The 26,342-nt window shown below is 41.6% G+C and carries 24 protein-coding genes; 14 read left to right on the plus strand and 10 right to left on the minus strand.

Annotated features, from left to right (window positions below):
• Positions 1-57 precede the first annotated feature (57 nt).
• The 3 genes from FTT92_RS12645 to FTT92_RS12655 are packed head-to-tail and all read left to right on the plus strand — an operon-like array spanning position 58 to position 2,609.
• Positions 58-888, plus strand: a complete 831-nt coding sequence (locus tag FTT92_RS12645; RefSeq protein WP_078194065.1) for a MetQ/NlpA family ABC transporter substrate-binding protein — start codon at positions 58-60, stop codon at positions 886-888.
• Positions 889-898: 10 nt separating this feature from the next.
• Complete coding sequence (locus FTT92_RS12650) at positions 899-1,969, plus strand: methionine ABC transporter ATP-binding protein (RefSeq protein WP_180172276.1); 1,071 nt, start codon at positions 899-901, stop codon at positions 1,967-1,969.
• Positions 1,950-2,609 (plus strand): methionine ABC transporter permease, encoded by a 660-nt coding sequence (locus FTT92_RS12655; protein WP_078191524.1) that lies wholly within the window; start codon positions 1,950-1,952, stop codon positions 2,607-2,609. The genes FTT92_RS12650 and FTT92_RS12655 overlap by 20 nt, the downstream gene beginning before the upstream one ends.
• Positions 2,610-2,749: 140 nt before the next feature.
• On the opposite strand, the gene FTT92_RS12660 is transcribed toward FTT92_RS12655, so the two are convergent.
• Positions 2,750-4,450, minus strand: coding sequence for an NAD-dependent malic enzyme (locus FTT92_RS12660; RefSeq protein ID WP_180172277.1), 1,701 nt, complete (start codon positions 4,448-4,450; stop codon positions 2,750-2,752).
• Between the two features lie 400 nt (positions 4,451-4,850).
• Between FTT92_RS12660 and FTT92_RS12665 the strand changes: the two genes are divergently transcribed.
• Both FTT92_RS12665 and FTT92_RS12670 read left to right on the plus strand, forming a co-directional pair.
• On the plus strand, positions 4,851-6,062 hold the full coding sequence (locus FTT92_RS12665) for an iron-containing alcohol dehydrogenase (RefSeq protein ID WP_180116324.1): 1,212 nt from the start codon (positions 4,851-4,853) through the stop codon (positions 6,060-6,062).
• Positions 6,063-6,308: 246 nt separating this feature from the next.
• Positions 6,309-7,271 (plus strand): alpha/beta hydrolase, encoded by a 963-nt coding sequence (locus FTT92_RS12670; RefSeq protein WP_180161494.1) that lies wholly within the window; start codon positions 6,309-6,311, stop codon positions 7,269-7,271.
• A 21-nt stretch (positions 7,272-7,292) separates the two neighbouring features.
• Here FTT92_RS12670 and FTT92_RS12675 read toward each other — a convergent pair whose 3' ends face one another.
• Positions 7,293-8,474, minus strand: a complete 1,182-nt coding sequence (locus FTT92_RS12675) for a transcriptional regulator (protein WP_180161491.1) — start codon at positions 8,472-8,474, stop codon at positions 7,293-7,295.
• 221 nt (positions 8,475-8,695) lie between these two features.
• On the opposite strand from FTT92_RS12675, the gene FTT92_RS12680 reads away from it, so the two are divergent.
• Positions 8,696-10,207 (plus strand): aldehyde dehydrogenase family protein, encoded by a 1,512-nt coding sequence (locus tag FTT92_RS12680; RefSeq protein WP_180172278.1) that lies wholly within the window; start codon positions 8,696-8,698, stop codon positions 10,205-10,207.
• 88 nt (positions 10,208-10,295) lie between these two features.
• On the opposite strand, the gene FTT92_RS12685 is transcribed toward FTT92_RS12680, so the two are convergent.
• Together FTT92_RS12685 and FTT92_RS12690 are read right to left on the minus strand one after the other, a co-directional pair.
• Positions 10,296-10,889 carry a 2-hydroxychromene-2-carboxylate isomerase gene (locus tag FTT92_RS12685; protein WP_180172279.1) on the minus strand — a complete coding sequence of 198 codons (594 nt, stop codon included), beginning with the start codon at positions 10,887-10,889 and terminating at the stop codon, positions 10,296-10,298.
• 49 nt (positions 10,890-10,938) lie between these two features.
• Positions 10,939-11,682, minus strand: coding sequence for an SDR family oxidoreductase (locus tag FTT92_RS12690; RefSeq protein WP_180172280.1), 744 nt, complete (start codon positions 11,680-11,682; stop codon positions 10,939-10,941).
• A gap of 152 nt (positions 11,683-11,834) precedes the next feature.
• Between FTT92_RS12690 and FTT92_RS12695 the strand changes: the two genes are divergently transcribed.
• The 8 genes from FTT92_RS12695 (at position 11,835) to glmS (ending at position 19,452) form a co-directional block, all read left to right on the plus strand.
• A complete protein-coding gene (locus FTT92_RS12695; protein ID WP_180172281.1) occupies positions 11,835-12,413 on the plus strand; it encodes a TetR/AcrR family transcriptional regulator in 579 nt (192 codons plus the stop codon).
• A gap of 307 nt (positions 12,414-12,720) precedes the next feature.
• Positions 12,721-13,842 (plus strand): bifunctional 3,4-dihydroxy-2-butanone-4-phosphate synthase/GTP cyclohydrolase II, encoded by a 1,122-nt coding sequence (gene ribBA, locus FTT92_RS12700; protein WP_078191533.1) that lies wholly within the window; start codon positions 12,721-12,723, stop codon positions 13,840-13,842.
• A gap of 11 nt (positions 13,843-13,853) precedes the next feature.
• A complete protein-coding gene (ribE, locus tag FTT92_RS12705; protein ID WP_111885509.1) occupies positions 13,854-14,324 on the plus strand; it encodes a 6,7-dimethyl-8-ribityllumazine synthase in 471 nt (156 codons plus the stop codon).
• Between the two features lie 4 nt (positions 14,325-14,328).
• Positions 14,329-14,778: a transcription antitermination factor NusB gene (gene nusB, locus FTT92_RS12710; RefSeq protein WP_180024787.1), complete on the plus strand. Its 450-nt coding sequence runs from the start codon at positions 14,329-14,331 to the stop codon at positions 14,776-14,778.
• 20 nt (positions 14,779-14,798) lie between these two features.
• A complete protein-coding gene (thiL, locus tag FTT92_RS12715) occupies positions 14,799-15,716 on the plus strand; it encodes a thiamine-phosphate kinase (RefSeq protein WP_180172282.1) in 918 nt (305 codons plus the stop codon).
• A 22-nt stretch (positions 15,717-15,738) separates the two neighbouring features.
• Positions 15,739-16,215 carry a phosphatidylglycerophosphatase A gene (locus FTT92_RS12720; protein ID WP_078194116.1) on the plus strand — a complete coding sequence of 159 codons (477 nt, stop codon included), beginning with the start codon at positions 15,739-15,741 and terminating at the stop codon, positions 16,213-16,215.
• Positions 16,216-16,236: 21 nt separating this feature from the next.
• A complete protein-coding gene (gene glmU, locus FTT92_RS12725) occupies positions 16,237-17,601 on the plus strand; it encodes a bifunctional UDP-N-acetylglucosamine diphosphorylase/glucosamine-1-phosphate N-acetyltransferase GlmU (protein WP_180172283.1) in 1,365 nt (454 codons plus the stop codon).
• Positions 17,602-17,613: 12 nt separating this feature from the next.
• Positions 17,614-19,452, plus strand: coding sequence for a glutamine--fructose-6-phosphate transaminase (isomerizing) (gene glmS, locus FTT92_RS12730; RefSeq protein WP_180172284.1), 1,839 nt, complete (start codon positions 17,614-17,616; stop codon positions 19,450-19,452).
• A 69-nt stretch (positions 19,453-19,521) separates the two neighbouring features.
• Here the strand turns inward: glmS and FTT92_RS12735 are convergent, their stop codons facing one another.
• The 6 genes from FTT92_RS12735 to FTT92_RS12760 all read right to left on the minus strand — a co-directional run bounded on the left by FTT92_RS12735 (position 19,522) and on the right by FTT92_RS12760 (position 26,341).
• Positions 19,522-21,396 carry a nucleoside-diphosphate sugar epimerase/dehydratase gene (locus tag FTT92_RS12735; RefSeq protein WP_180172285.1) on the minus strand — a complete coding sequence of 625 codons (1,875 nt, stop codon included), beginning with the start codon at positions 21,394-21,396 and terminating at the stop codon, positions 19,522-19,524.
• Positions 21,397-21,523: 127 nt separating this feature from the next.
• On the minus strand, positions 21,524-22,693 hold the full coding sequence (locus FTT92_RS12740; RefSeq protein ID WP_180172286.1) for a DegT/DnrJ/EryC1/StrS aminotransferase family protein: 1,170 nt from the start codon (positions 22,691-22,693) through the stop codon (positions 21,524-21,526).
• A 32-nt stretch (positions 22,694-22,725) separates the two neighbouring features.
• Entirely contained in the window at positions 22,726-23,379 is a 654-nt protein-coding gene (locus tag FTT92_RS12745; protein WP_180024793.1) for an acetyltransferase, read from the minus strand.
• A complete protein-coding gene (locus tag FTT92_RS12750; RefSeq protein WP_078194082.1) occupies positions 23,379-23,984 on the minus strand; it encodes a sugar transferase in 606 nt (201 codons plus the stop codon). Before FTT92_RS12750 ends, FTT92_RS12745 begins: the two co-directional genes overlap by 1 nt.
• 9 nt (positions 23,985-23,993) lie before the next feature.
• A complete protein-coding gene (locus tag FTT92_RS12755) occupies positions 23,994-25,226 on the minus strand; it encodes a glycosyltransferase family 4 protein (RefSeq protein ID WP_180172287.1) in 1,233 nt (410 codons plus the stop codon).
• A complete protein-coding gene (locus tag FTT92_RS12760) occupies positions 25,223-26,341 on the minus strand; it encodes a glycosyltransferase (protein WP_180172288.1) in 1,119 nt (372 codons plus the stop codon). The genes FTT92_RS12755 and FTT92_RS12760 overlap by 4 nt, the downstream gene beginning before the upstream one ends.
• Position 26,342 lies beyond the last annotated feature (1 nt).

Raw genomic sequence — 26,342 nt, forward strand, 5'->3', positions numbered from 1 at the left:
TTAAAAAACAATATTTTAGACAAAAAATTTAATTATTTGGAAATATAGAGGTGTGCCATGGCACAAACAGCAAAATCTAAATTCACACTGATTGGTGTGATCGTAGCCATCTTGGTGATTGGCTTAGTTATTTGGAATCAACAAAAGAAAAGTCATCAAAGTGAATTGGTGATTGGGATTAGCCCATCTTTTGCTAAACCCTTACAAGTCGCCGCAGATGAAGCCAAGCAGCAAGGACTGAACGTGAAATTGGTGGAATTTTCGGACTGGAATACCCCGAATATCACCCTAAACCACGGCGATATTGACGCGAACTTTTTCCAACATCAGCCGTTTCTAGACAATGCAAAAAAAGAAACGGATTTTAAAATCAAAGCCTTTGATGTCGGTGCTGCAACCCATGTCGGACTGTATTCAAAAAAGTATAAAAACTTTGCTGATTTACCCCATAAAGCCAAAGTGGTGATTCCGAATGATCCGGTCAATCAGGGCCGTGCCTTACAACTGTTACAGCAAGCCAAGCTCATTGAACTGAAACAGCCAGATAACTTTTTATCGACTTTAAATGACATTGCAGCGAATCCTAAACAGCTTCAATTTATTGAGGTGGAAGGCCCTCAAACGGCACGTGCAATTGATGATGTCGATCTGGCTTTTGGCTATCCACATTATTTACGTCTAGCAAAAACTGCCGATCCTGAAAATGCCTTACTGTTTGACTCCAATACTGATAAGCGTTTTGCGATCTTATTTGCCGTACGTGATGACTATGTAGATCATGATGATAAACTGCGTAAATTTGTCGATATTTATCAAAACTCACCTAAAGTTAAACAGGCATTGGACGCAGATTTTGGTGCAAAACTGTGGTTCCCTGGTTGGAAATAAGGAGTCACTCATGGTGAGTTTCGGTTCATCGGTTGAATTTGCCGTCCCCCATATCCAAATCAAAAATTTAAATAAATTTTATGATGTGCAAGGACAGCAGGTTCATGCCTTAAAAGATATCAATCTGAATATTCCACAAGGCAAAATATTCGGCATTATTGGGAAAAGCGGCGCGGGTAAATCTTCGCTGATTCGAACGCTGAATGGCTTAGAACAAATCAGTGATGGCAGTATTCACATCCATCAACAGGAATTATCAAGCTTAAATCACGCAGAGTTGATTGCACTGCGTCAACGCATTGGCATGATTTTTCAGCATTTTAATTTGATGTCTGCCAAAACCGTGTATGACAATATCGCGCTGCCCCTTAAAATCGCCAATTTCAGTCAAGCCGATATTTCTCAGCGAGTGAATGAAGTGCTGAAGCTGGTGGGTCTTGAAAATAAAGCGGCGCACTACCCTTCTCAACTTTCGGGCGGGCAAAAACAACGTGTTGGGATTGCACGAGCGTTAGTTCATCATCCAGAAATTTTACTCTGTGATGAAGCGACTTCTGCACTCGATCCAGAAAGTACTTCTGTTGTGCTGTCTTTGCTTAAAGAAATTAATCAAAAGCTTGGTATCACCATTGTGTTGATTACCCATGAAATGCAGGTCATTCGAGAGATTTGCGATCAGGTTGTAGTGATCGATCAAGGCGAAATTGTAGAAGCAGGACAGGTTTGGAAAGTGTTTTCTACGCCTCAACAGCAGATCACACAAGAGTTACTCAACCTTGAACAACTTGATTTACCAAGCGACATTCAGCCACAACCGTCAGATTCAAATGATCAAATCATTTTAAAATTACGATATGAATCGACACTACAACAGTCGCCTGACTTAAAGTTTATTTTTGATCAATTTCAGGCGCCAGTACATCTGTATCAAAGTCATATCGATAGTATTCAAGGGCATTTAATTGGCTCGTTGATTGTTGCTGTAGACCACAGCCATTTAGAGATCAACGCCTTATCTGAACAACTTAAACACCATATCGCACAGATTGAGGTACTTGGATATGCACGATCAACTCATTGATTTACTGATTAGTGGAACCATTGATACTTTACTGATGGTCGGCGTTTCAGCTTTTGTGGCCTTTCTGATCGGCCTGCCTTTAGCAGTCGTATTGGTGTGTAGTGCTGAACACGGGATTTATCCTTCAAAAAGCCTAAACCACACCCTAGGTTGGCTGGTCAATATTACCCGTTCAGTGCCTTTTCTTATTTTAATGGTGGCGCTCATTCCGCTCACGCGCTTTATTGTGGGCACCAGTTATGGCGTTTGGGCTGCCGTCGTGCCTTTAACCCTTGCGGCCACGCCTTTTTTTGCACGCATTGCAGAAGTGAGTTTACGTGAAGTCGATCAAGGTCTGATTGAGGCCGCTCAAGCCATCGGCTGTAATCGCAAACAAATCATTTGGCATGTGCTGCTCCCTGAAGCGCTTCCTGGCATCGTAGCGGGCTTTACTGTGACCTTGGTGACCATGATTAATTCTTCTGCCATTGCAGGGGCTATCGGTGCAGGTGGTTTGGGGGATATTGCTTACCGCTACGGTTATCAACGCTTTGATATGCAAATCATGCTGGCAGTGATAGTGGTCTTGGTCGCGATCGTGATGCTGGTTCAAGCCTGTGGAGATCACATTTCCAACCAGCTCGATAAACGCAAAATTTAAAACGACCCTCACGATTATTTTTCGTATTTCTTAGAAAAATAATATGCCGCTACACATAAAAAAATACCCTAATCTGGATTAGGGTATTTTTTCGATCCGATGCAAAATCGATTCTGTTCAATCAGCATCTTTAGACCAAATTAATAGGTCACACGGACATAATCACGATACTCAGGTTTCCAGAAATTCGCTTCAATCGCATGTTCGAGCACTTCAACGCTGACATTTGGTGCAACACCATCAGCAATCGCTGCCAATGCGACTTTCAATGCGATTTTCTTCGAAATATCCTGTAAATAATCCAAACTTGGCAATAAATCGGCATTTGGATCTGCCAATTTTGGTGAACAGTCTGCCAATGCCGTACTAGATGCCATCAGCATATTTTCCGTCACACGTTTCGCCCCAGATGCAATCACACCGAGACCAATCCCCGGGAAAATATAGGAGTTATTGCACTGTGAAATATGATGAATCTTGCCGTGATAATTCACTGGTGCAAATGGGCTGCCGGTCGCAATCAGAGCCTTACCTTTGGTCCACTCAATAATATCTGCAGGCACCGCTTCGACACGCGATGTCGGATTAGACAGTGGCAACACAATAGGCTGTTCACAATTCGCAGCCATCGTTTCAATGACCTCTTGGCTAAACAGTCCCGGTTGTCCCGAAACCCCAATCAATACAGTCGGTTTGGCATGTGTGACCACATCCAATAGCGAAATGACCGAATCGGCATTTGCCCAATGAGAAACGTTATCCGGTGCTTGCGCAAGTTTGCGTTGGAAATCTAAAAGATTCGGCTGATTTTCAGTAATTAAACCAAAGCGGTCGACCATAAACACCCGCGCACGTGCTTGAGCATCGGTTAAACCTTCCGCCACCATTTGCTTGATGATCTGTTCTGCAATCCCACAACCTGCTGAACCTGCCCCCAAGAATGTGACAATTTGATCTTTGAGCTGTTTACCTGCTGCACGTGATGCAGCAATTAAACTTCCGACAGACACCGCTGCTGTTCCTTGAATATCGTCATTGAAGCAGCAAATTTTATCGCGATATTTTTCCAATAAAGGCATCGCATTTTTTTGTGCAAAGTCTTCAAATTGAATCAGCGCTTTTGGCCAACGTTGTTGAATGGCTTTAATCACGTCATCGACAAATTGATAATATTCTTCACCGCTGATACGAGGCTGACTCCATCCCATATAAATCGGGTCATTCAACAGCTGTTGGTTATTGGTTCCGACATCTAAAGTAATCGGCAATGTATAAGCTGGACTGATCCCACCACATGCGGTGTACAGCGACAACTTACCAATTGGAATTCCCATCCCGCCAATGCCTTGGTCACCAAGTCCAAGAATACGTTCACCGTCCGTAATAACGATCACTTTCACGTTCTTTTTATTCACGTTATGAATAATTTGGTCAATATGATCACGGTCAGGATATGAAATAAAGATCCCACGATGACGACGGTAAATATCTGAAAAGCGCTGACAAGCTTCACCCACTGTTGGTGTATAGATGATCGGCATCATCTCACTGAGGTGGTTTTCAATTAAGTGATAGAACAGCGTCTCGTTGGTATCTTGGATATTGCGTAGGTAGATATGCTTATTGATATCACTATTAAATGCACAATATTGCTGATAAGAACGCTGACTTTGTTCTTCAATACTTTCTGTAACGTGTGGAATTAAACCGTGTAAATTAAAGCTCTTACGTTCATCTTCATTAAACGCAGAGCCTTTATTTAAAAGTGGGAGTTCTAAAAGTGTATTTCCGGCATAAGGAATATATAAAGGACGTTTCGTTTTCAAATTTTCACTAGGCATTATTTAACTCGTTTAATTAATCTTTTGTTTCGCACTGCAAAAAGCGAAATGCACAAAAGTGACTATCTCGTTATTTGTTATAGCCTATCCTGATTCGAGCGCTTTGGGGCATTTAGTAAATTGATAGTAGTTTTAGTTAGATTTTATAATCTGATAACTCGATCATACATCTAGTCACAGCAACGCCTATTTTGGCTTAAATGTATACGACTTTTAGCGAATCTCAGAAAATAGCAAAAATAATTAATGATTAAATTTCAATCAATTAAATAAGTTCAATACAAAGCCCTAAATTTGGTAGGTCTTTGGTAGGTGTGAATTTAAAACATCCCTCGCAATACTCAGTTTAGGTGAGTATCACCCATAACAAATGACAATGAATGGTAGAAGGAATCGCACCATGGCTTTTAAAAATATTGCAGATCAAACAAACGGTTTTTACATCCCTTGTGTTTCACTTTTTGGCCCCGGCTGTGCTAAAGAAATTGGTGCAAAGGCGCAAAATCTTGGCGCAAAGAAAGCGCTTATCGTGACCGATGCCGGTCTTTACAAATTTGGTGTGGCAGACACCATTGCCTCATATTTAACTGAAGCTGGCGTGGAAAGTCATATCTTCCCGGGCGCAGAACCCAACCCAACTGACATCAACGTGCATAGCGGTGTAGATGCCTACAATGACAATGGCTGTGACTTTATTGTCTCTCTCGGTGGCGGCTCTTCTCATGACTGTGCCAAAGGCATTGGCTTAGTGACTGCGGGCGGTGGCCATATTCGTGACTATGAAGGCATCGATAAAAGTACAGTCCCAATGACTCCACTCATTGCGATTAATACCACCGCAGGTACGGCATCAGAAATGACCCGTTTCTGTATTATTACCAATACCGACACCCACGTTAAAATGGCGATTGTCGATTGGCGTTGTACCCCTCTTATCGCCATTGATGACCCGAAGCTGATGATTGCGAAACCTGCGGCGCTCACTGCAGCAACCGGTATGGATGCGTTAACGCATGCGGTCGAAGCTTATGTTTCTACAGCAGCCAATCCTATTACCGATGCTTGTGCAGAAAAAGCCATCAGCATGATCAGTGAATGGCTCAGCCCTGCCGTAGCCAATGGCGAAAACTTAGAAGCGCGTGATGCGATGAGCTATGCACAGTACTTAGCAGGGATGGCATTTAACAATGCATCTTTAGGTTATGTCCACGCGATGGCGCACCAACTCGGCGGCTTCTACAATTTGCCGCATGGCGTATGTAATGCCGTGCTGTTACCACACGTTTGCGAATTTAACCTGATTGCCTGCCCTGACCGCTATGCACGTATCGCGCAGCTCATGGGTGTGCCAACTGACGGTTTAACGGTGACTGAAGCAGCTTATGCAGCAATTGCAGCAATCCGTGAACTGTCTGCTTCGATTGGCATTCCATCGAGCCTTTCTGAACTTGGTGTGAAAGAACAAGACCTCAGCATCATGTCTGAAAATGCGCAAAAAGATGCCTGTATGCTCACCAACCCACGTAAAGCGACTCATGCTCAAGTGGTTGATATTTTCAAGGCAGCGCTTAAGGCCAATGCCTCTGTGGTCGACTTCAAAGCAGCCGTTTAAGTTAAGCCCAATAGGTCTTCATGTTTAAGTGACCCAAGTGCCTACATTATCCTTTGAGTCTGGTAATGTAGGCTCAACTGAATCCATTTCACCTTTTATTTCAGGAAAGCGACTATAGATTGGTCGCTTTCATACTGAGGTCACTCTTTTTTTAGTTCGTAAATCAGCATCGATTATTCATTTGACAAAAGCTCATGGCTCATCAAGGATAAAGCATAATGTCCAATAATATTGATGAGTATAATAATGAGCCATTCACCAATTCAGTATCAGCCTGATGTTTTGGGCGCAGGCTATGAACAAGCCACGCTGACCTTCCCGGATGATTATGAAGGCCCTGTGGTTGCCACACTGGTTCGCAAAAAAGCCACAGCTCCCACCTCCAAAGCGGTGCTCTATATCCATGGTTTTATCGATTATTTTTTCCAAACCGAAATGGCCGAACGCTTTAATCAGCACGGTTTCGACTTTTATGCCTTGGATTTAAGAAAATATGGTCGCTCCATCCGCCCGCATCAAAAATACTATAATGTGCATGCACTGTCTGAATATGATGCCGAAATAGATCAAGCCCTAACGATCATTGCTGATGAAGGTCATGATGCCTTGCTGCTCTGTGGTCATTCTACCGGTGGCTTAACCACCACTTTGTATGCGGCGCATCATCAAAATCATCCTTTAATTCAAGCCCTTTGGGTTAACAGCCCATTTTATGATTTCAACATGAATCCAGTGAAACGCGCACTGGGTATTCCACAGCTGAGTAAATTGGCAAAGACTTTTCCAAATTTAAAATTCCCAAGTGAACTGAATAAATGGTACACCGCCAGCTTACACCATGAACTCAAGGGTGAATGGGACTTTAATTTAGACTGGAAAAAGACCCGCTATCCAATGGTATACATCAGTTTCGTCCGCAGTATTTATGAAGCTCAAAAGGAAATTCATCAAGGTGTGACGATTGATGTACCGGTATTAGTGATGCATTCACATCAAACTAAAAATCCCAAAAAATGGGGTAAAGCAGCGCAGACCAGTGATGTGATTTTGGGTGTAAAAGATATCCAAAAATATGCCAAAAAAATTCAAGGCGATGTCACCATTCAAAGCATTCACAATGGCTTGCATGATTTAGTACTTTCGGAAAAAACCGCGCGAGAACAAGTCTATACCCAGCTCTTTCAATGGCTGGCCAATAAAGGCCTTTAATAGCCTGAATTACATTGCAACTTACTGTTTTAGTTTCAACAAAGTCTGATGTACGGGATGTGATCTCGGCATCAGCTCAATCAGGCGTTCAACCGCATCAATGGCTTCAGGAAAACGCGCGACATGCTTGAGCAGAACATCCGTTTCCTTGGCATTAAAAATCGCTTGGCTTAATCGTGACTCAAGACAATCACGCCATGCCCCTAAAAAAGGACTTTCGGTTTTGGCCAAGAAAACCCCTGAACACAGTTTTAATGCAGAATCGAGATAACCTGCATCTAAAGCTTGCTCGGCTTGTAAAAAATCGGCTTCGACTTGCGCCAATAGACGGTAGGGACGTGAGCCTAACATACCGCCCAAAATATCACGAAGCTGCGACATTTCCGCTTTTAAAGTCCCAACACTTACCTTGCGTTCACCATATAAGGCTTGATGCAAAGTATCTAAGGTCATGCCTTGCGGACATAGGGCCAAGATGGTCAAAATTTCTATTTGCCGCGGGGTCAGCACCATCACTTTGCCATTAAATAACACTTGCGGCACAGCAAAGGCCCGAATATACAAATGCTGTTTTTGAAAATCGAGTAAAGCCGATTGAATAATCGAAGCGCAGCGTTCGGCCGCAAGTAGCCCTAAACTATTGTGGTTTTTCCACACAGTGGATAAATCAACCACGCCTAAAATTTGCTGCGTATGTGGATCGATAATCGGTGCTGCATAGCAGACCCATTCATGTACTGATGGCATGTAATGTTCATTTGAAAACACACAACTCGACTGTTGGGTTTTTAAAGACAAAGCTAATGCATTGGTACCGACCAATTCTTCGCGCCATTGCCCACCTGCAATAAAATGCACACTTTCCGCAGCACTTTGCATTTGCCGACTCGACGCACTCCAAATAATCGTGCTACCTACATCACCCACGGCAAGTACCATCGACGACTTTTCGGCAATGTGTTTTAAATCTTCGGCACAATGTTGCAACGCGTGATGCAATGCCGACTGCTGTTGACTCTGAGGACTTAAATTCACCAAAGGCGCAGCACTCCGGTTTTCCGGAATTTCCGCCTGCGCCGATCGCTGCCAAGAACTCGCAATGCTCTCATTCAATTGCGAGCTTTGCTGCTTTGACAGACTCATGCCCTGCCTTAACCGTTCGACATTCTGTCGTTTTTCAGATAAATCCTTCTGTATCATCATTCATTATTCTCACAACAATTCATGACTAAAAATCCGTTTCCCGGCTTTTGTTTTTAAGACTGAAAAAAAATATTGTAAACCTTCTTGTCTCCAACCTTTTTCCAACCTTATACAGGCTATGCTAATCAAATAATGTACAAAAGTACCTTATACCAAAGCTGTAGATTGCCACAGATGGGCAGCCCAACAAGATCATAATAAACAAGCAAAGGAAAATTCATATGCGTTATGTCGATCCTAATCAACCCGGTTCAAAAGTTCAGTTTAAAGCTCAGTATGAAAACCTGATTGGTGGCCAATGGGTCGCGCCAGTGAAAGGTGAATACTTTGAAAATATCTCCCCTGTAGACGGTAAAGTTTTTACCAAAGTGCCACGTTCTTCTGCTGAAGATATCGAACTGGCTTTGGATGCAGCGCATAAAGCCAAAGCCCAATGGAACGCCTCTTCCCCAACGACACGCTCAAATATTTTATTAAAAATTGCCGATCGACTTGAAGAAAACCTAGAGCTCCTTGCAGTTGCAGAAACATGGGACAACGGTAAACCGATTCGTGAAACCTTAGCCGCTGATATTCCACTGTGTATTGATCATTTCCGTTATTTTGCAGGCTGTATCCGTGCCCAAGAAGGCGGTATTTCTGAAATTGATGAAAATACCATTGCGTACCATTTCCATGAACCACTTGGTGTGGTCGGTCAAATTATTCCGTGGAACTTCCCAATCTTGATGGCGGCTTGGAAACTCGCACCTGCACTTGCCGCAGGTAACTGTATTGTATTGAAACCTGCAGAACAAACACCGGTGAGTATTTTAGTTTTAGCTGAACTCATTCAAGACCTACTCCCACCGGGCGTGCTGAATATTGTGAATGGTTATGGTGTTGAAGTCGGTCGTCCACTAGCGACCAACCCACGCATCTCAAAAATCGCCTTCACAGGTTCAACCGCTGTCGGTCAAATGATCATGCAATATGCGACTGAAAATATCATTCCTGTGACTTTAGAACTTGGCGGAAAATCACCGAACATCTTTTTTGAAGACATCATGGACAAAGATGATGAGTTCCTTGATAAAACACTCGAAGGTTTTGCCATGTTTGCGCTGAACCAAGGTGAAATTTGTACATGTCCTTCACGTGCTTTGGTACAAGAAAGCATTGCAGATCGATTCTTGGAAATGGCGGTTGAGCGTGTCAAACGTATTAAGACGGGTCATCCTTTAGACACCGATACCATGATCGGTGCACAGGCATCGCAAGAGCAGCAAGATAAAATCTTGGGCTGTATTGCGACAGGTAAAAGTGAAGGTGCACAGCTCATTACTGGTGGTGATCCACGTAATGAAGTCGGTACAGGTTTCTATATTGAACCAACCATTTTCAAAGGCACCAATGACATGAAGATTTTCCAAGAAGAAATCTTCGGCCCTGTGCTTTCAGTTGCCACCTTTAAAGACTTCGACGATGCCATCAAAATTGCCAATGACACGATTTATGGTCTCGGTGCAGGTGTTTGGTCACGTTCAGCGCATACTTCTTACCGTGCAGGCCGTGCGATTCAGGCGGGCCGTGTTTGGACCAACTGTTATCACATTTACCCTGCACACGCAGCATTCGGTGGCTACAAAAAATCAGGGATCGGCCGGGAAAACCACAAAATGATGTTGGATCATTACCAACAAACCAAAAACCTATTGGTGAGCTATGACACCAAGCCGATGGGCTTCTTCTAAGTCTTGATTTGAGTTAGATCATAAAAAAGCGAATCGAGGTTCGCTTTTTTCAATTTTTTTAAATGCTCCATACATGTATCACCAAGCGTTACTGCGCGTGTAACGCATCCTCTACGAAATGTAGATGATCCACACCCCAATACAATTCATCATTCACAAACCAACTCGGTGCGCCAAAAACACCTCGTTCAATGGCTTCTTCGGTCACCACTTTCAGCTCAGATTTGACTTTTTCATCATCCAACCACTGTTTCACTTGTTCTGCACCTAGCCCCAGTTCTTGCAAGAGTTGCATGAAGGTGGTGAAATCATTTAAATTACGGGGTTGTCCAAACATAGCATCAAAAATACCTGTCGCTACTTGCACGAAGTTTTCAGGCTGAAATAGCTGAACGGCTGTGAGTAAGCGCATCAATTGCAAGGTATTGATTGGAAAATAAGGATTCATCTGTACGGGTATCTGCCATAACTTTCCCCAACGTTGAAGATCAATCATGGAATAACGTGCCTTCGCAGGTACCGCCATTGGGCTACTATTGCCTGTGGCTTTAAACACTCCACCGAGTAGCATCGGCTTCCAAATCAGCTCGGCTTGATACTGCTGCGCAATCTGTTGAATGCGATGAAAACCGATATAGCTATATGGGCTGCCGACATCAAAATAAAATTCAATGACTTTCATTTTTTTCGTCCTTTTTTTGCTTATTTTCCTAATATTTTTAAATCAGTGCTTACCAATGTTCCATCCATGGTCGCAGATCTAATTCATGCGTCCATGCATCTCGTGGTTGCTGTGAGAGATGCCAATAATTTTCTGCAATATGTACTGGATTTAAAATACCATCTTGCTCTTTTTTAGCATAAAGATCAGGGAACGTATCTTTAATAAAATCGGTATCAATTGCACCATCAACCACCACATGCGCCACATGAATATTTCTTGGCCCTAGTTCACGTGCCATGCTTTGTGCCAAGGCACGAAGCGCATGTTTTGCTCCAGCAAAAGCGGCAAAGCCAGCCGCACCGCGCACACCTGCTGTTGCGCCAGTAAAAATAATCGTGCCTCGTTCACGTGTCACCATGCGTTTTGCCACTTCCCGACCAGTTAAAAAAGCCGAGAAACATGCCATCTCCCATATTTTGAAATATTTACGTGCGGTTTCTTCCAAAATATTACAAGGGACGTTGGCACCAATATTAAAGACCATCACCTCAATCGGGCCAATGTTTGATTCGATATGCTCGATGAGTTCAATCACTTTCTCTTCTTTTCGAGCATCAGAAGCAAAACCATAGGCTTTACCACCCAGTTGTTCAATCTCATCAATTAAAGGCTGTAATTTGTCTGCATTTCGTCGTGTCATACAAGCAATATAACCCTCCCGGGCAAAACGCTTGGCAATTTCACCGCCGGTTGCATCACCTGCACCAATCACTAAAGCGACTTTTGCTGAAGTCTTGTTGATTTGTTGCATAGTCTCACTCCATTGCTGTTTTATTTTTATTCCATGCTCATTTTATTTAAGCGTCGGTTTTAAACCACACATTATTAAATAACGATCGTTACTATAACGAATACTATGTTATGGTTAATTTATCGTCAATCTTATTTTCAAGGGTGTTGCAGATGCGCTACAAACCCGAATACAAACAAAAAAAACGCCAAGAACTTTTAACCATCAGCGGACAAATTGCGAAAAAAGACGGCTTTGCCGCAACAGGTGTGGATGGATTCATGAAAGCCGCCGGCGTCACCAGTGGCGCCTTTTACTCACATTTTTCGTCTAAACAAGAGCTACTTAAAGCCTTAATTGAACATGAGTTACAACACAGTTTTGATATGTGGCAAAACAATCCACATGATAATGCGCAAGATTGGATTGAATTTGAGCTTGACCGCTATTTAACCCCTGCACATGTTCAGCATCCCGAGCAAGGTTGTTCACTCCCCACGCTTGCGAGTGAAATAGCGCGTGCAGATCAGGACACCAAGTTGGTATATGAAACTGAATTACTGCGTGGTCAGGCTTTATTTAGTCAGCATCTCGGTAGCGAAGAACTCGCTTGGGCCATGATCTGCCAACTTGCCGGTGCCATTTTAATTGCGCGTGCAGCCGCAGATCCACATTTGCAAAAAACTATTTTAAACGCCAATAAGATGATGATTCGGCAATATTTAGAGAGCCATGTGGCTGCATCAACGTGATTGATTTTTATGTGACAGTTCATGGAGTTAAAGACCGACAGTTTTCCGACAAACTGTTCATCTCTTTCATTTGAATTATTTAAAATCTGTATAAGCTTACCCATTTTTATGCTTTTCAATCGCTTAAAGATTGGGCATAAATGGCACAATTCAAATAAAGTCCTCTTTTCAAGGTTCTGACGACTGTGTATAACAATGAGCCATTAAAGGAAAATGATAAGCATAGGCAAAGAACGCAAAAAAACGTTAGACTATGCAACAATCAATGCAAGTAAATGTCATTCGAGACAAAAAAAGGTGAAGATTGATGCCGCTCAATACTGTTGAAGAGCTCGTAGCTGATATTCGTGCAGGAAAAATGGTCATCCTCATGGATGATGAAGATCGTGAAAATGAAGGCGACCTTGTTATCGCTGCGACCCACGTACGCCCTGAAGATATCAACTTCATGATTACGCATGCGCGTGGTCTTGTGTGCTTAACGCTCAGCAAAGAGCGTTGCCAACAGTTAAATTTACCTTTAATGGTCGATGCAAACGGTGCACAGCACGGTACAAACTTCACATTGTCGATTGAAGCAGCAAATGGCATTTCAACAGGTATTTCTCCTGCTGAACGTGCGCACACCATTCAAACAGCGGTGGCTGCACATGCTAAACCGGCTGACATCGTACAGCCAGGCCATATTTTCCCGCTGATGGCACAGCCTGGTGGTGTCCTTCACCGTGCCGGCCATACTGAAGCAGGCTGTGATTTATCGCGTTTAGCCGGCCTAGAACCCGCATCTGTGATTTGTGAAATCATCAATGAAGACGGCACTATGGCGCGTCGCCCAGACCTTGAAGTGTTTGCTGAAAAGCATGGCTTAAAAATGGGGACCATTGCAGATCTGATTCACTACCGCATGACCAATGAACAAACTGTTGAGCGCATTGATCAACAAACCTTAGATACAGAATACGGTACATTTGAATTGTTCCGTTACCGTGAAATTGGTAATCCAGATATTCATTTAGCACTGGTTAAAGGCGAACCAAAACAAGGTGTAACCACTGTACGTGTACACGGTTTCAGCCCTGTTCGTGACTTATTAAAACTCAATAAACAAGATGGCGCTCCGGCGTGGAATCTCGATAAAGCACTCAAAGAAATCGCATCCAGCGATCGTGGTGTTTTAGTATGGATTGGTCAGCGTCATTTACAGGACTTAGGCCCTGCTTTAGAAAATTTAACTGCACCGAAAAATGTTAAATCCAATGCGGCACTGTCTCAGCAGTATCAAACCATTGGTGTCGGCGCACAAATTTTACGTGATTTAGGCGTGGAAAAAATGAAGCTTCTTAGCTCGCCATTACGTTTTAATGCATTATCAGGTTTTAACTTAGAAGTGGTGGAATACATCACCGCAAATCAAACATCAGAGAAATAATCGAGGTTGCTATGGCAGTTCGCCGTATTGAAGGTATGTTACATCTCGCGAACGAAGACCGTTATGCGATTTTAGTTGGTCGTTTTAATAGCTTTGTTGTTGAACATTTGCTAGAAGGTGCCGTTGATACATTGAAACGTCATGGCGTATCAGAGGATAATATCACTATTGTTCATGCACCGGGTGCTTGGGAACTTCCAGTGGTTGCAAAGAAACTTGCAGCTTCAGATCGTTTCGATGCCATCATCGCGCTTGGCGCAGTGATTCGTGGTAGCACGCCTCACTTCGATTTTGTTGCTGGCGAATGTGCCAAAGGTTTAGGCGTTGTTGGTCTAGATACTGGCTTACCAGTAATTAATGGTGTATTGACTACGGATAGTATTGAACAAGCGATTGAACGCTCGGGTACAAAAGCAGGTAATAAAGGTAGTGAAGCTGCCTTGACTGCTATTGAAATGGTTAACTTGTTAAAGGCTATTTAACGCTATGTCGCAAACACTTCAAGCAACTTATGCAGCAAAACGTAAAGCACGTCGCTTTGCTGTACAAGGAATTTATGAATGGCAAATGAGCCGCAATCCTGTGCATGAGATTGAAGCACGTACGCGTGTGGAAAATGCCATGCACAAGGTCGACCTCGGCTATTACCACGAGTTATTGACCGAGGTTGTTGCCAATCATGAAGCATTGGATGCGCTTTTAATCCCTGTACTCGATCGCGAAGTTGAAGCCTTAGATGGCGTTGAACTTGCAACCCTTCGTTTAGGCTCGTATGAACTCAAAGAACACCTTGAGATTCCTTACCGTGTCGTACTCGATGAAGCGATCGAGTTAGCTAAACATTTTGGCGGTGCAGACAGCCATAAGTACATCAATGGTGTATTGGATCGTTTAGCGACTACATTGCGTGCAGCAGAAAAGCAACAAGCTAATTAATTTATTAAGTAGTACGTTGTATGGCTGAGTTCTCTATCATTGATACCTATTTTAATCGTCACAGCAGTAGTGCTGTCGATTTAGGGGTCGGTGATGACTCAGCCTTGCTCACCCCTCCTCCACAGCAACAATTGGTCATCTGTGCCGATACTCTCGTTGCTGGACGTCATTTTCCTCTCGACACCAACCCACATGCCATAGGCTGGAAATCTGTAGCCGTCAACCTTTCTGACATTGCTGCAATGGGCGCCAAACCGCATAGTATTTTACTGGCATTAAGCCTACCCCAAATTGATCATGAATGGCTCAAAGGCTTTAGTCAGGGTTTATATGATTGTTGCGATCAATTTGGTGTGAGTTTAATCGGTGGTGATACCACACAAAGTCCACATCTGACGATTTCAGTTACAGCCCTCGGCTGGGTAGATATAGGCAAAGCAGTAACCCGCTCAGGCGCTCAAGTTGGTGATTTCATTTGTGTCAGCGGTCAAGTTGGCGATGCTGCGTATGGATTACAGCATTTAGGACACCCACTGCAAAAGCGTTTAGATTATCCAACACCACGTTGCCAACTTGGTCAACAGCTCAAAGGCTTAGCTCATAGCATGATCGATGTCTCTGACGGCTTGGCTCAGGACTTAGGACATATTTTGTATGCCTCTAAAGTGGGTGCAGAAATCGAGTTAGATCAACTTCCTATCGACGACCATGTAAAACAATTACAACAAGAATCCCAATGGCAGTACGCACTCGCGGGTGGTGATGACTATGAGTTATGCTTTACAATAAGCCCGCAGAATTATCAAAAACTTCTGCAACTAAAATTAGATGTAAACATTAGTAAAATCGGTCAAATCACCCCAAATTTGGGAATCCGTTATAACAACCACGGTGTGGACCAAGTCATAAAATTTAAGGGATACCAGCATTTTGCATAAGCCAGCCATTAACTTTAAATCCATGTCTTGGTTTAACCGAGTCATCGCCTTTTGTGGCGTGGGATTTGGCTCGGGTCTTGCACCCAAAGCACCGGGCACCTTTGGCTCTGCTTTTGCTTTGTTGTTTATTCCAGGTTGGCTTGCAATCGGCTTTTTCAACTCCATTATAGTCATGATCATCATGTCGATTATTGGGATCTATATTTGCGGTCAAACCGCCAAAGTCATGGGTGTTCATGACGATGGCCGCATCGTATGGGATGAATTTGCCGGTCAGTCTATTACCTTCCTCCCAATTTTATATCTTGGGCAAATGAGCTGGACTTGGGCATTGATTGGTTTTGCTTTATTCCGTTTATTTGATGTCTGGAAACCGTGGCCTATTCGTGTCATTGACCGTCAAGTCGGTGGTGGCTTTGGCATCATGTTCGACGACATTATTGCAGGTCTTTGGGCCGCGCTTTGCATCTGTATTTATTTTTATATTTTGTCTATGTAATAGAAACACCTAGGATTAAACATGTCTACTAGCGTTATTATTCTTGCTGCAGGTAAAGGGACACGTATGCGTTCTCGTTTACCCAAAGTATTACAACCACTCGCAGGACAACCCCTACTTGGCCATGTCATCAACACTGCGAAAAAACTAAATGCAGAAGAAATAATTACCATTTATGGGCATGGCGGTGAATTGGTTCAAAACGCGTTTGCACATGAAAATGTCAAATGGGTTGAACAAGCAGAACAATTAGGTACAGGCCATGCAGTCAAAGTGACTCTCCCTGTTCTCGCAAAAACTGGGATTTCTTTGATTCTCTCGGGCGATGTGCCTTGCATCACTGAAGCAACATTACAAAAACTATTAGATGCATCTGCTCAAACAGGTATTGGCTTAGTAACCCTAACGGTTAATGATGCGACAGGTTACGGGCGTATTGTTCGTGAAAATGGCAAGATTCAAGCCATTGTTGAACATAAAGATGCTTCTGAAGAACAACGTAAAATCAAAGAATTTAATACTGGTATTTATGCAGTAAGCAATGCCAAATTGCATGACTGGTTACCAAAATTAAGCAATAATAATGCGCAAGGTGAATATTACCTGACCGATATCGTGGCAATGGCGATTGCCGACGGTCTCGAAGTGGCATCTGTTGAACCAGAGCGTGCATTCGAAGTGGAAGGTGTGAATGACCGCGTACAATTGGCAGCCCTTGAGCGTGAATTTCAAGCATTCCAAGCTAAACAACTGATGCAACAAGGCGTTCACCTGATTGATCCTACACGTTTCGACTTACGTGGCACACTGACTGTTGGTCAAGATGTCCGTATCGATATCAACGTGATTATTGAAGGTGATGTTGAACTCGGTGATAACGTTGAAATTGGTGCAGGTTGTATCATTAAAAACTCCAAGATTGCGGCAGGCACTAAAGTTCAACCATATAGCGTTTTTGACAGTGCCATTGTTGGTGAAGACGCTCAAATCGGTCCATTTGCACGTTTACGCCCTGGCGCAAAATTAGCTGCAGAAGTACATATTGGTAACTTTGTTGAAGTTAAAAATACCACTGTCGGGTTAGGCTCAAAAGCCAACCACTTTACCTATTTAGGTGATGCAGAAGTCGGTGCAGGTTCAAACATTGGCGCAGGCACCATTACCTGCAACTATGATGGCGCAAACAAATTTAAAACCATTATCGGTGACTCAGCCTTCATCGGCTCAAATAGCTCATTAGTCGCTCCTGTCACTATTGGTCATGGTGCAACAGTGGGTGCTGGCTCAACCATTACACGTGACGTGGCAGACAATAGCCTAGCGGTAGAACGTTCGAAGCAATTTGCCAAAGAAAACTATCAACGTCCCCAAAAATTGAAGAAATAAGAGGATTAAATTATGTGCGGTATTGTCGGTGGCGTTGCAGAACGTAGTATTACCAATATTTTAATTGAAGGCTTAAAGCGTCTTGAATATCGTGGCTATGACTCTGCGGGTTTAGCGCTGATTAATAAAGGCCATGTTCTACGTGAACGTCGCGTAGGTAAAGTTGCAAATCTTGAACAAGCCGTTGAAGAAGCAGATATCGCAGGTTCGGTCGGTATTGCACATACACGCTGGGCAACCCATGGTAAACCGACTGAAAATAATGCCCATCCGCATATTTCAGGCAATGTGGCTGTTGTTCATAACGGTATTATTGAAAACTATCAAGAGCTTAAAGATGATCTTGAAGCACTTGGTTATGTTTTTACCTCACAAACCGATACAGAAGTTGTCGCACATTTAGTCAATGACGCTTTAAAAAGCACCCCGAGTCTTTTAGAAGCAGTTAAAAGTGTTGTGCCTCAACTCAAAGGTGCTTATGCACTAGGTATCGTACATACCGACCATCCTGATGAATTAATCACGGTGCGTGAAGGTTCACCTCTTGTGATTGGTGTCGGTATTGGCGAGAACTTTATTAGCTCGGATCAATTGGCACTTTTACCGATTACCAACCGTTTTATCTACCTTGAAGAAGGTGATATTGCACGTTTGACACGTAATACCATTGAAGTATTCGTCGATGGTAAATTGGTGAATCGTCCAGTCAAAGAGCTTGATGCGACTGTAAGCAATGCTTCAAAAGGTGAATATAAACACTATATGCTCAAAGAAATTTATGAGCAGCCTGAAGCGATTAAACAAACGATTTCACAAGCCTTAAATGGTAATGCGCTTCGTGATGATTTCCTTGCCAATGCAGCTCAGGATTTCAGCCAAATTCAACAAGTGCAAATCATCGCATGTGGTACCAGCTACCATGCCGGCATGATTGCCAAATATTGGTTTGAACAACTGATTGACGTGCCTTGCCAAGTCGAAATTGCCAGTGAATTCCGTTATCGCTCGCCTGTGATTGTGAATAACACACTGTATGTTTGTATTTCTCAATCAGGTGAAACAGCCGATACTTTAGCTGCACTGCGTGATACGCAAAAGCGTGCAGCAGCGAAAAGCTTGAATATCACCACCATGACCATTTGCAACGTCGCAACTTCGTCAATGGTACGTGAAACCAACTACAGTTTGTTAACACTCGCAGGCCCTGAAATTGGTGTTGCTTCGACTAAAGCATTTACCACACAGCTTGCGGCATTGATGCTATTGGTATTGAAAATTGGTCAAATTAAGCAAAGCATTTCAAATGACCGTGTCTCTGAAATTATTGCAGCGCTTTGGCATACACCGAAAGTGATTTTAGATACTTTACAAAATAATGCTGAGATTCTACGTCTATCAGAATTATTTGTTGAAAAAAATCACTGCCTATTCTTGGGTCGTGGAACTGAGTTCCCTATCGCCCTTGAAGGTGCTTTAAAACTTAAAGAGATTTCATACATCCATGCAGAAGGCTACGCGGCTGGTGAATTAAAACATGGTCCATTGGCACTGGTTGATAATGATATGCCTGTGGTGATTCTAGCTCCACAAGATGACATGTTGGACAAACTCAAATCGAACATGGAAGAAGTTCAAGCTCGTGGTGGTGAGTTATTTGTCTTTGCAGATGAAAATAGCGGGATCAAAGCGAAAGATCGTCAACATGTTGTGTATGTGCCAAGTGTGAATGAAATCTTGGCACCAATTGTGTATAGCATTCCAGTACAACTGCTCTCATACCATGTTGCAGTGCTGCGTGGAACAGATGTCGATCAGCCACGTAACTTGGCGAAGTCTGTGACGGTGGAATAATTTAAGGGTATTAAAAAGGGCGCTTAAGCGCCCTTTTTATTCAGTTTTATTTTTCAAAGAATAATGATATTAGTTCACTTTTATTTCTTTGCCACGTTGATAACCATCAACATAGAACTCCAATTGCTCCAATGCCCAATTAACATCGGCTTCAATTGCAGTTAAGTTATAAATTCGCTCAAAAATAGGCAGTAATTCCTCAAGCGGATAATGCTTTTCAAATGAGCGAAGAATACGACTATGATCCGTCACTTGAGTATCTTCCTGATCAATCAATAACTCTTCATACAATTTCTCACCAGGCCGTAATCCAGAATAATGAATTGCTATATCACCGATATCCGTTCCTTCTTCACGAACTTTTAAACCACTTAAAGCGATCATTTGACGTGCTAAATCCTGAATTCGAACAGGATCTCCCATATCTAACAAAAATACATCACCACCTGTGCCGAGAGCTCCAGCCTGAATAACCAATTGTGATGCTTCGGGTATTGTCATGAAGTAACGAGTGACATCAGGATGTGTAACGGTAATCGGGCCACCTTTGGCAATTTGTTGTTTAAATAAAGGTACGACCGAACCTGAAGAACCTAGAACATTACCAAAACGCACAATACTAATTTGTGTTTGATTTTGCGCCTCAGCCATTGCTTGGCAATATAGCTCTGCCATTCGCTTCGAAGCACCCATCACATTGGTTGGGCGGACTGCTTTATCAGTTGAAATCAATACAAAGGTTTCCACGCCTTTTTTAACAGCTGCATTTACACTAAAAGCTGTACCCACAGAGTTATTTTTTAATCCTGCTAAAGGATTACATTCAACTAAGGGGACATGTTTATAAGCTGCTGCATGATAAACGGTTTGCACGTGGTATTGTTCAATGACTCGCTCAAGTTTAGCTTCATCTAATACTGTTCCTAAAATTGGAATAATTTCAATATTACAATTCAGACGTAGCTCTTTATCAATGCTATATAGTGCAAACTCAGTGAGTTCAAATATTACTAATTTTTGCGGGTGGTTTTTAATAATTTGCCGACACAACTCCGACCCAATTGAGCCTCCTGCTCCTGTTACCATCACGACTTTATTCTGGATGTTTTTCGCCAGTAATTCAGGAACTGGAGGTACAGGGTCACGACCCAATAAATCAATAATATCAATTTCACGAATATCGGAAACATGGATATCACCATCGACCAATTTCGTTAAGCCAGGAATTTCAGTAATTTTAATATGCGCTGGCTCTAAGAACTTCACAATTTCACTTTTACGTGTACGTCCTACAGAGGGTAACGCAATTAAGATTTCATCTACTTTTTCTTGATCAAGATGTTTAAGTCCTTGTTCGGCATTATAAACCTTTAACCCACCAATAATTTGCCCTGTAAGTGACTCATCATCATCGATAAAAAATAATGGAAAATGCTCATCAGAACGATTTAGCATCGCCGCAATTTGTTGACCTGCGTAACCTGCACCATAAATCACAATTTTTCTTTTGGGCATATTCGTTTGTAAACTCGCTCTCACGATAAAACGAATTGCGCTACGACTAAACCACACCCAAGCAAACATTAAAAAACCAAACATCAATGGAATTGAAGTGGGTATAAATGCATGACTACAGTACGCTAAAGCGTATAAACCTAAGATTGTTAATCCTGTAGCAATTGCTAAACGCGTAAAAAAAACTTCATTAAATGTACGAACAATAAAATGATAAAGTCCACAAATGAGTGACATAGCTACAGCAAGAGTACTTACCCAAAGTGAGCCGTATGCGATATTAGGAACAACTTCAGCCCCTAAATTAAATTCACGTAACGCATAACAAAACCAGATGAGAACTGGAAACGCTAAAAAATCTAAAATTACTAAAAATAATTGTTTGGCGTATCGAGGAGAATTCACCAAGGGCATAATGACTGATTTCACAGGATTAGTCTTCTCTATGCTATTTATATAATTGAACTAAAAATGTTTTTAGTCGATCTAGCATTTTTAAACAAATGTAAAAATGTAAGCGAGTTCAATTACTGAGACTCGCCACACAGAAAATGAATTAAATTTTTGAAAGTACACTTTGAATTGCGTGAATTGTTGTACTTAAACTATTTTCACTTAAGGTTGGATGCACAATAAACATCAGACTAGTTTCTCCGAGTTTTTGTGCATTTGCTAAACGCTGTTCAGGGCGCCAAGGCGTTCCATCAAAAGCATGTTCTAAATAAACCTCAGAGCATGAACCACTAAAGCATGGGACACCTTGTGCCGTGATTTCATTCATAATGCGATCACGTGACCAACCTTCAGGTAAATGCTCTGGATTCACTTGAACATAACATTTATATGCTGCATGTACATATTCCTCACTTGGCTGTGAGACAGTGATAAATGGTGTTTCAGCAAAGGCTGCATAGATTTTCTGCATGTTTTCATTACGGACCTTGGTCCATTCAGCCATTTTTTTCAACTGAATACGCCCAATGACTGCTTGCATTTCCATCATGCGCCAGTTGGTGCCAAACGAATCATGTAACCAGCGGAAACCTGGCGGGTGCTGCTTGTTATAAATACTGTCAAAGTTTTTACCATGGTCTTTGTATGACCACATTTTTTTCCATAAGGCTTCGTCATTAGTAGTAACCATGCCGCCTTCACCGCCAGTTGTCATGATCTTATCCTGACAGAAAGACCATGCACCAATATGACCAATAGAACCCGCAGATTTCCCTTTGTATTTTGCGCCGTGTGCCTGTGCACAGTCTTCAATAACATAAATGCCTTTATCGTGCGCTAGCTGCATGATTGGATCCATATCACACATCCAACCCGCCAAATGTACACAGATAATTGCTTTAGTATTTGGTGTTAAAACAGCTTCGATTGTACGCGCAGATATATTTTGCGAATCTAACTCTACATCTGCAAATATAGGGTTTGCACCAGCAGTCACAATAGAGCTTGCAGATGCTAAGAACGTACGTGAAGTCACAATCACGTCATCCCCTGCTCCAATGCCCAAGGCTTTTAATGCAACATCAAGCGCAACCGTACCGTTTGCCAAAGCTACGGCATATTGAGTTTCTGCAAAAGCGGCAAATTCTTTTTCAAATTCACGGCATTCTTGACCCGTCCAATAGTTTACTTTATTTGACAGTAATACTTTGGATACAGCATCTGCCTCTTCTTGCGTAAAGCTTGGCCACGGTTCAAATGCAGTGTTTAACATATCTCTTTCCTAAATTGATTTTTTAAAAATCTTTATTTCTTCTCTAAAATTCGGGCTGGATTACCTACAACAGTAACACCTGCGGGAACACTTTTGGTCACGACTGCCCCCATACCAACCACAGCACCTTTACCAATCACTAATGGTTTGTCTGGTGTACCTTGTTTGATCACCGCACCAGTACCAATATAGGCATGATCTTCAATGTGAATATTGCCATTGCATTTTACACCTGGTGCAAATGTGACATAGTCACCAATAACGCAATCATGCGCAACATAGCTATAAATGTTGGCATGGAAGAATTTACCAATTTTAATATTTGAAGTAATACATGTAAAAGGACACAGTAGACTGCCTTCACCTATTTCAACTTCATCTAGAATAACCGTATTCGCCGCTTGAATTTCTAAATGTTGAACATTGTCCTGATTTAAACGAGCTACCAATTTTTCACGTACTAGGCTATTTGCGATTGCAATTGTCACATGTTTATCGGTTTTAGAATCATTGATAAAATCCGTGTAGCTTAGTACTTTATATCCGTTTAAATCTGTATTTGCCTGACCGTCATCAATAAATACAAAATGTTCTTTATTTAATTCAGTAAATTGCGCACGTACTAGAGGCATAACCTCTTTACCAAAGCCGCTTGCACCGTAAACACCAATCAATTTATTCGACATTATTCTTTATCCTTATGTTTCGATCCTGTAAAGCGAGTCATGGTTGCCTCACCTTCTGCACTAATGTCATCTTTAGCAATAACCTTTTGCACAGTTTTCAACATGATTTTAAAGTCGAGCCAGATGGACTGGTTTTCAACATACCATGTGTCTAATTTGAATTTTTCTTCCCAGCTAATAGCATTACGTCCATTCACTTGGGCATGACCCGTCATGCCTGGACGCACATTATGGCGCTTTGCTTGTTCTTCATTATATAAAGGCAAATATTCCATAAGTAATGGACGTGGGCCAACCACACTCATATCACCTTTTATGACATTCCAAAGCTCTGGCATTTCATCCAAACTGGTTGAACGCAACATTTTGCCAAATGGGGTCAAGCGTTCACTGTCCGGCAGCGGATTACCTTGTGCGTCTACTGCATCTTTCATGGTACGGAATTTAATCATTTCAAATGGCTTACCATTGAGCCCTGGACGAACTTGACGAAACAACACCGGCGAACCTAGATTTTTTTTCACTTTATAAGCAACGTATGCATATAGAGGAGAAAGCAGAATAAGTGCAATAGAGGCAATAATAATATCAAGCAATCTTTTCATTAATTGGAATCACTTTGGAAAAACAATACTTTCAAGTTTAGTTGCAATTTTGGAATAATCTAAATGTTGTAAAACGTATTCCTTCCCACGTAGCCCCATGTCTTGGCGCTGGTGTTCAGGTAAATGGTATAACTGCAAGATTGATTCCGCAATCAATGCAGGATTTTCGGCATCGATAGTTAAACCTGCATCTGCCAGTTCAACAATGTCGCCTTTTCCCGAAAAGGCATGAATCACTGGTTTAGCTGAAAAAAGATACTCAGGCAGCTTATTCGGTGCTATACCAAAGCGATAAAGTGAATTTTTTTGCCAGCCTATATAACAGATATCAAATGTACTTAACATCGATTGAATTTGCTTCTTGGGAATGGCATCAATAAACGTAATATTATCTAATCCTAAATCTAATGCCTTTTGAACCAAATGCTGTTTTTCTTTCCCTGAACCGACAAGTACGAAATGAATATCTTTATACGCCAACAATAATTTAGCAGCATCAATTAAATCATCTATCGCATTTGCTACACCTATTGTACCTGTATAGCCAACAATAAATTTATTCTTTGGTAACTGTGATAAAACTTCTACAGACAAATTTTCTTTATGAATGACCTCATTTATTGATATTCCATTTGGAATCCAATTAAATTTTTTAGGGTTTAGCCCCCTACTCGTCATATGTTCTACAGCATTGAAGAGATTAGAGAATACATAGTCTGACTTTTGGTATGCTCGATCTTCAATCCATTGCATGAGTCTAATGAATGGATGTTTGGGAGAATGTCCACCTAGCTCAATTAATGTCAACGGCCAAATATCACGAACTTCAAAAATAAATTTAGATTTAAATTTATTTGCAAGATGCTTAGCTCCTAAGTAACCAATAGGTGAAGGAGATGAATACAAAATTGCATCAGGTCGGTCAGTAATAACTGATGTCAATTTTGTCAGTGCCCAAGAAAATTTAAACCAATTCAACACACGTTGTTTGCTGTGAGCTTCTTGGTATTCTGGTAAATTCACCCAGACGAAGGTAAAATTTTTATCAATTTTTTCTAACAGATATGGTTCTGAAAATTGCTTCGGTTGACGTAGTAAATGACTATATCGCCCCGCAATTAAATAAACGTTATATCCTTTTTTTGCTAATTCCTGCGCAAGATAATAATGTCTTCCGCCCATTGCTGTTTCAGGTGTAGAGCTATATTGGTTGATGAGCCAAATGGTTTTAGATGTATTCATAACTCACCTTTTTTAAACTTGCTTATTGTTGACTCTAAAACATGGATCATTTGAGTAATGCAGGATTTCCAAATATAATTTTCTAAGACCTGCTTTTGAGCGTTTTTACCATATTCAGCAATTAATTGTGGTTGTGTAATCAATTCATACATGGCATCCGCTGCTTGAGTAATATTCTCACTCTCCACAATAATCCCAGTCTCATGATCAATAACTAATTCTGGTAGTCCCCCAACATTAGAAACAATCACAGGACATTGATTTAGCCCTGCTTCAAGTATTGCTACGCCAAAACTCTCACTTCGGCTTAATGCTACGTAAATATCTAATTTTGCTAATTCTTGTGGTACTCGTGAATATTCAACTTGCCCTACAAACTCTATAAACTCACGAATATTTAAGCGCTCTGCGAGTTTAGTGAGATTAACTAACTCGTCACCACCACCAACAATGCGTAAACATAACGCTTGCGCTACTTCTGGTTTACTTTTACATAATTTCGAATGCAGTAAAGCGAAAGCCTCTATAAGAATATCTATTCCATACACAGGCTTTAAAGATTTAACTGTCCCTATAACAATCTTATTTTCAGAGATAAAGCCTGATTGTTTGTAAATTCGGTTGTTATAAAAAACTGATTCATCAACACCAAAGGGGGTAATTTCAATAGGCTTATTCAGTTTAATCAATTTAGAAGTTTCAACTGCCATACATTGGCTAGTTGAAGCTACAGTATCCGCACTTAAAAGATTCTTTTTTACAAGCCATTTATGAATAAATGATTTCTTAGGAAACAAAAAAATATCACTTCCCCAAACAGAAAGTACATATGGATGGAACCCAATTAACCTTGCTGTAGTTCCATAGCCACTGGCATAATGTGCATTGATAATATCCGGTTTGATTTCGTTGATTAATTTTTTTACTTTCGAAACCATCATAAAATATCCTAAATTACCTTTAAAAGGTAATTCGTAATATTTAACTCTTTGATCTAAATTATGCATTAATGGATGTTGACTGATCAAGAAGACCTGTAATCCAGCTTCCTGCAACCCATTAGCCCATTTAACAGTATGGATACTATTTGCGCCTGCCAAAATAACTAGTTTCAAT

This window comes from Acinetobacter sp. YH12023 (assembly GCF_013420135.1).
Taxonomy (GTDB): domain Bacteria; phylum Pseudomonadota; class Gammaproteobacteria; order Pseudomonadales; family Moraxellaceae; genus Acinetobacter; species Acinetobacter amyesii.

Bases quoted from the DNA above. Each gene is read 5' to 3' on its own strand.
- FTT92_RS12645 (WP_078194065.1), top strand. From the start codon at position 58: ATGGCACAAACAGCAAAATCTAAATTCACACTGATTGGTGTGATCGTA.
- FTT92_RS12650 (WP_180172276.1), top strand. From the start codon at position 899: ATGGTGAGTTTCGGTTCATCGGTTGAATTTGCCGTCCCCCATATCCAA.
- FTT92_RS12655 (WP_078191524.1), top strand. From the start codon at position 1,950: ATGCACGATCAACTCATTGATTTACTGATTAGTGGAACCATTGATACT.
- FTT92_RS12660 (WP_180172277.1), bottom strand. From the start codon at position 4,450: ATGCCTAGTGAAAATTTGAAAACGAAACGTCCTTTATATATTCCTTAT.
- FTT92_RS12665 (WP_180116324.1), top strand. From the start codon at position 4,851: ATGGCTTTTAAAAATATTGCAGATCAAACAAACGGTTTTTACATCCCT.
- FTT92_RS12670 (WP_180161494.1), top strand. From the start codon at position 6,309: ATGAGCCATTCACCAATTCAGTATCAGCCTGATGTTTTGGGCGCAGGC.
- FTT92_RS12675 (WP_180161491.1), bottom strand. From the start codon at position 8,474: ATGATGATACAGAAGGATTTATCTGAAAAACGACAGAATGTCGAACGG.
- FTT92_RS12680 (WP_180172278.1), top strand. From the start codon at position 8,696: ATGCGTTATGTCGATCCTAATCAACCCGGTTCAAAAGTTCAGTTTAAA.
- FTT92_RS12685 (WP_180172279.1), bottom strand. From the start codon at position 10,889: ATGAAAGTCATTGAATTTTATTTTGATGTCGGCAGCCCATATAGCTAT.
- FTT92_RS12690 (WP_180172280.1), bottom strand. From the start codon at position 11,682: ATGCAACAAATCAACAAGACTTCAGCAAAAGTCGCTTTAGTGATTGGT.
- FTT92_RS12695 (WP_180172281.1), top strand. From the start codon at position 11,835: ATGCGCTACAAACCCGAATACAAACAAAAAAAACGCCAAGAACTTTTA.
- ribBA (WP_078191533.1), top strand. From the start codon at position 12,721: ATGCCGCTCAATACTGTTGAAGAGCTCGTAGCTGATATTCGTGCAGGA.
- ribE (WP_111885509.1), top strand. From the start codon at position 13,854: ATGGCAGTTCGCCGTATTGAAGGTATGTTACATCTCGCGAACGAAGAC.
- nusB (WP_180024787.1), top strand. From the start codon at position 14,329: ATGTCGCAAACACTTCAAGCAACTTATGCAGCAAAACGTAAAGCACGT.
- thiL (WP_180172282.1), top strand. From the start codon at position 14,799: ATGGCTGAGTTCTCTATCATTGATACCTATTTTAATCGTCACAGCAGT.
- FTT92_RS12720 (WP_078194116.1), top strand. From the start codon at position 15,739: ATGTCTTGGTTTAACCGAGTCATCGCCTTTTGTGGCGTGGGATTTGGC.
- glmU (WP_180172283.1), top strand. From the start codon at position 16,237: ATGTCTACTAGCGTTATTATTCTTGCTGCAGGTAAAGGGACACGTATG.
- glmS (WP_180172284.1), top strand. From the start codon at position 17,614: ATGTGCGGTATTGTCGGTGGCGTTGCAGAACGTAGTATTACCAATATT.
- FTT92_RS12740 (WP_180172286.1), bottom strand. From the start codon at position 22,693: ATGTTAAACACTGCATTTGAACCGTGGCCAAGCTTTACGCAAGAAGAG.
- FTT92_RS12745 (WP_180024793.1), bottom strand. From the start codon at position 23,379: ATGTCGAATAAATTGATTGGTGTTTACGGTGCAAGCGGCTTTGGTAAA.
- FTT92_RS12750 (WP_078194082.1), bottom strand. From the start codon at position 23,984: ATGAAAAGATTGCTTGATATTATTATTGCCTCTATTGCACTTATTCTG.
- FTT92_RS12755 (WP_180172287.1), bottom strand. From the start codon at position 25,226: ATGAATACATCTAAAACCATTTGGCTCATCAACCAATATAGCTCTACA.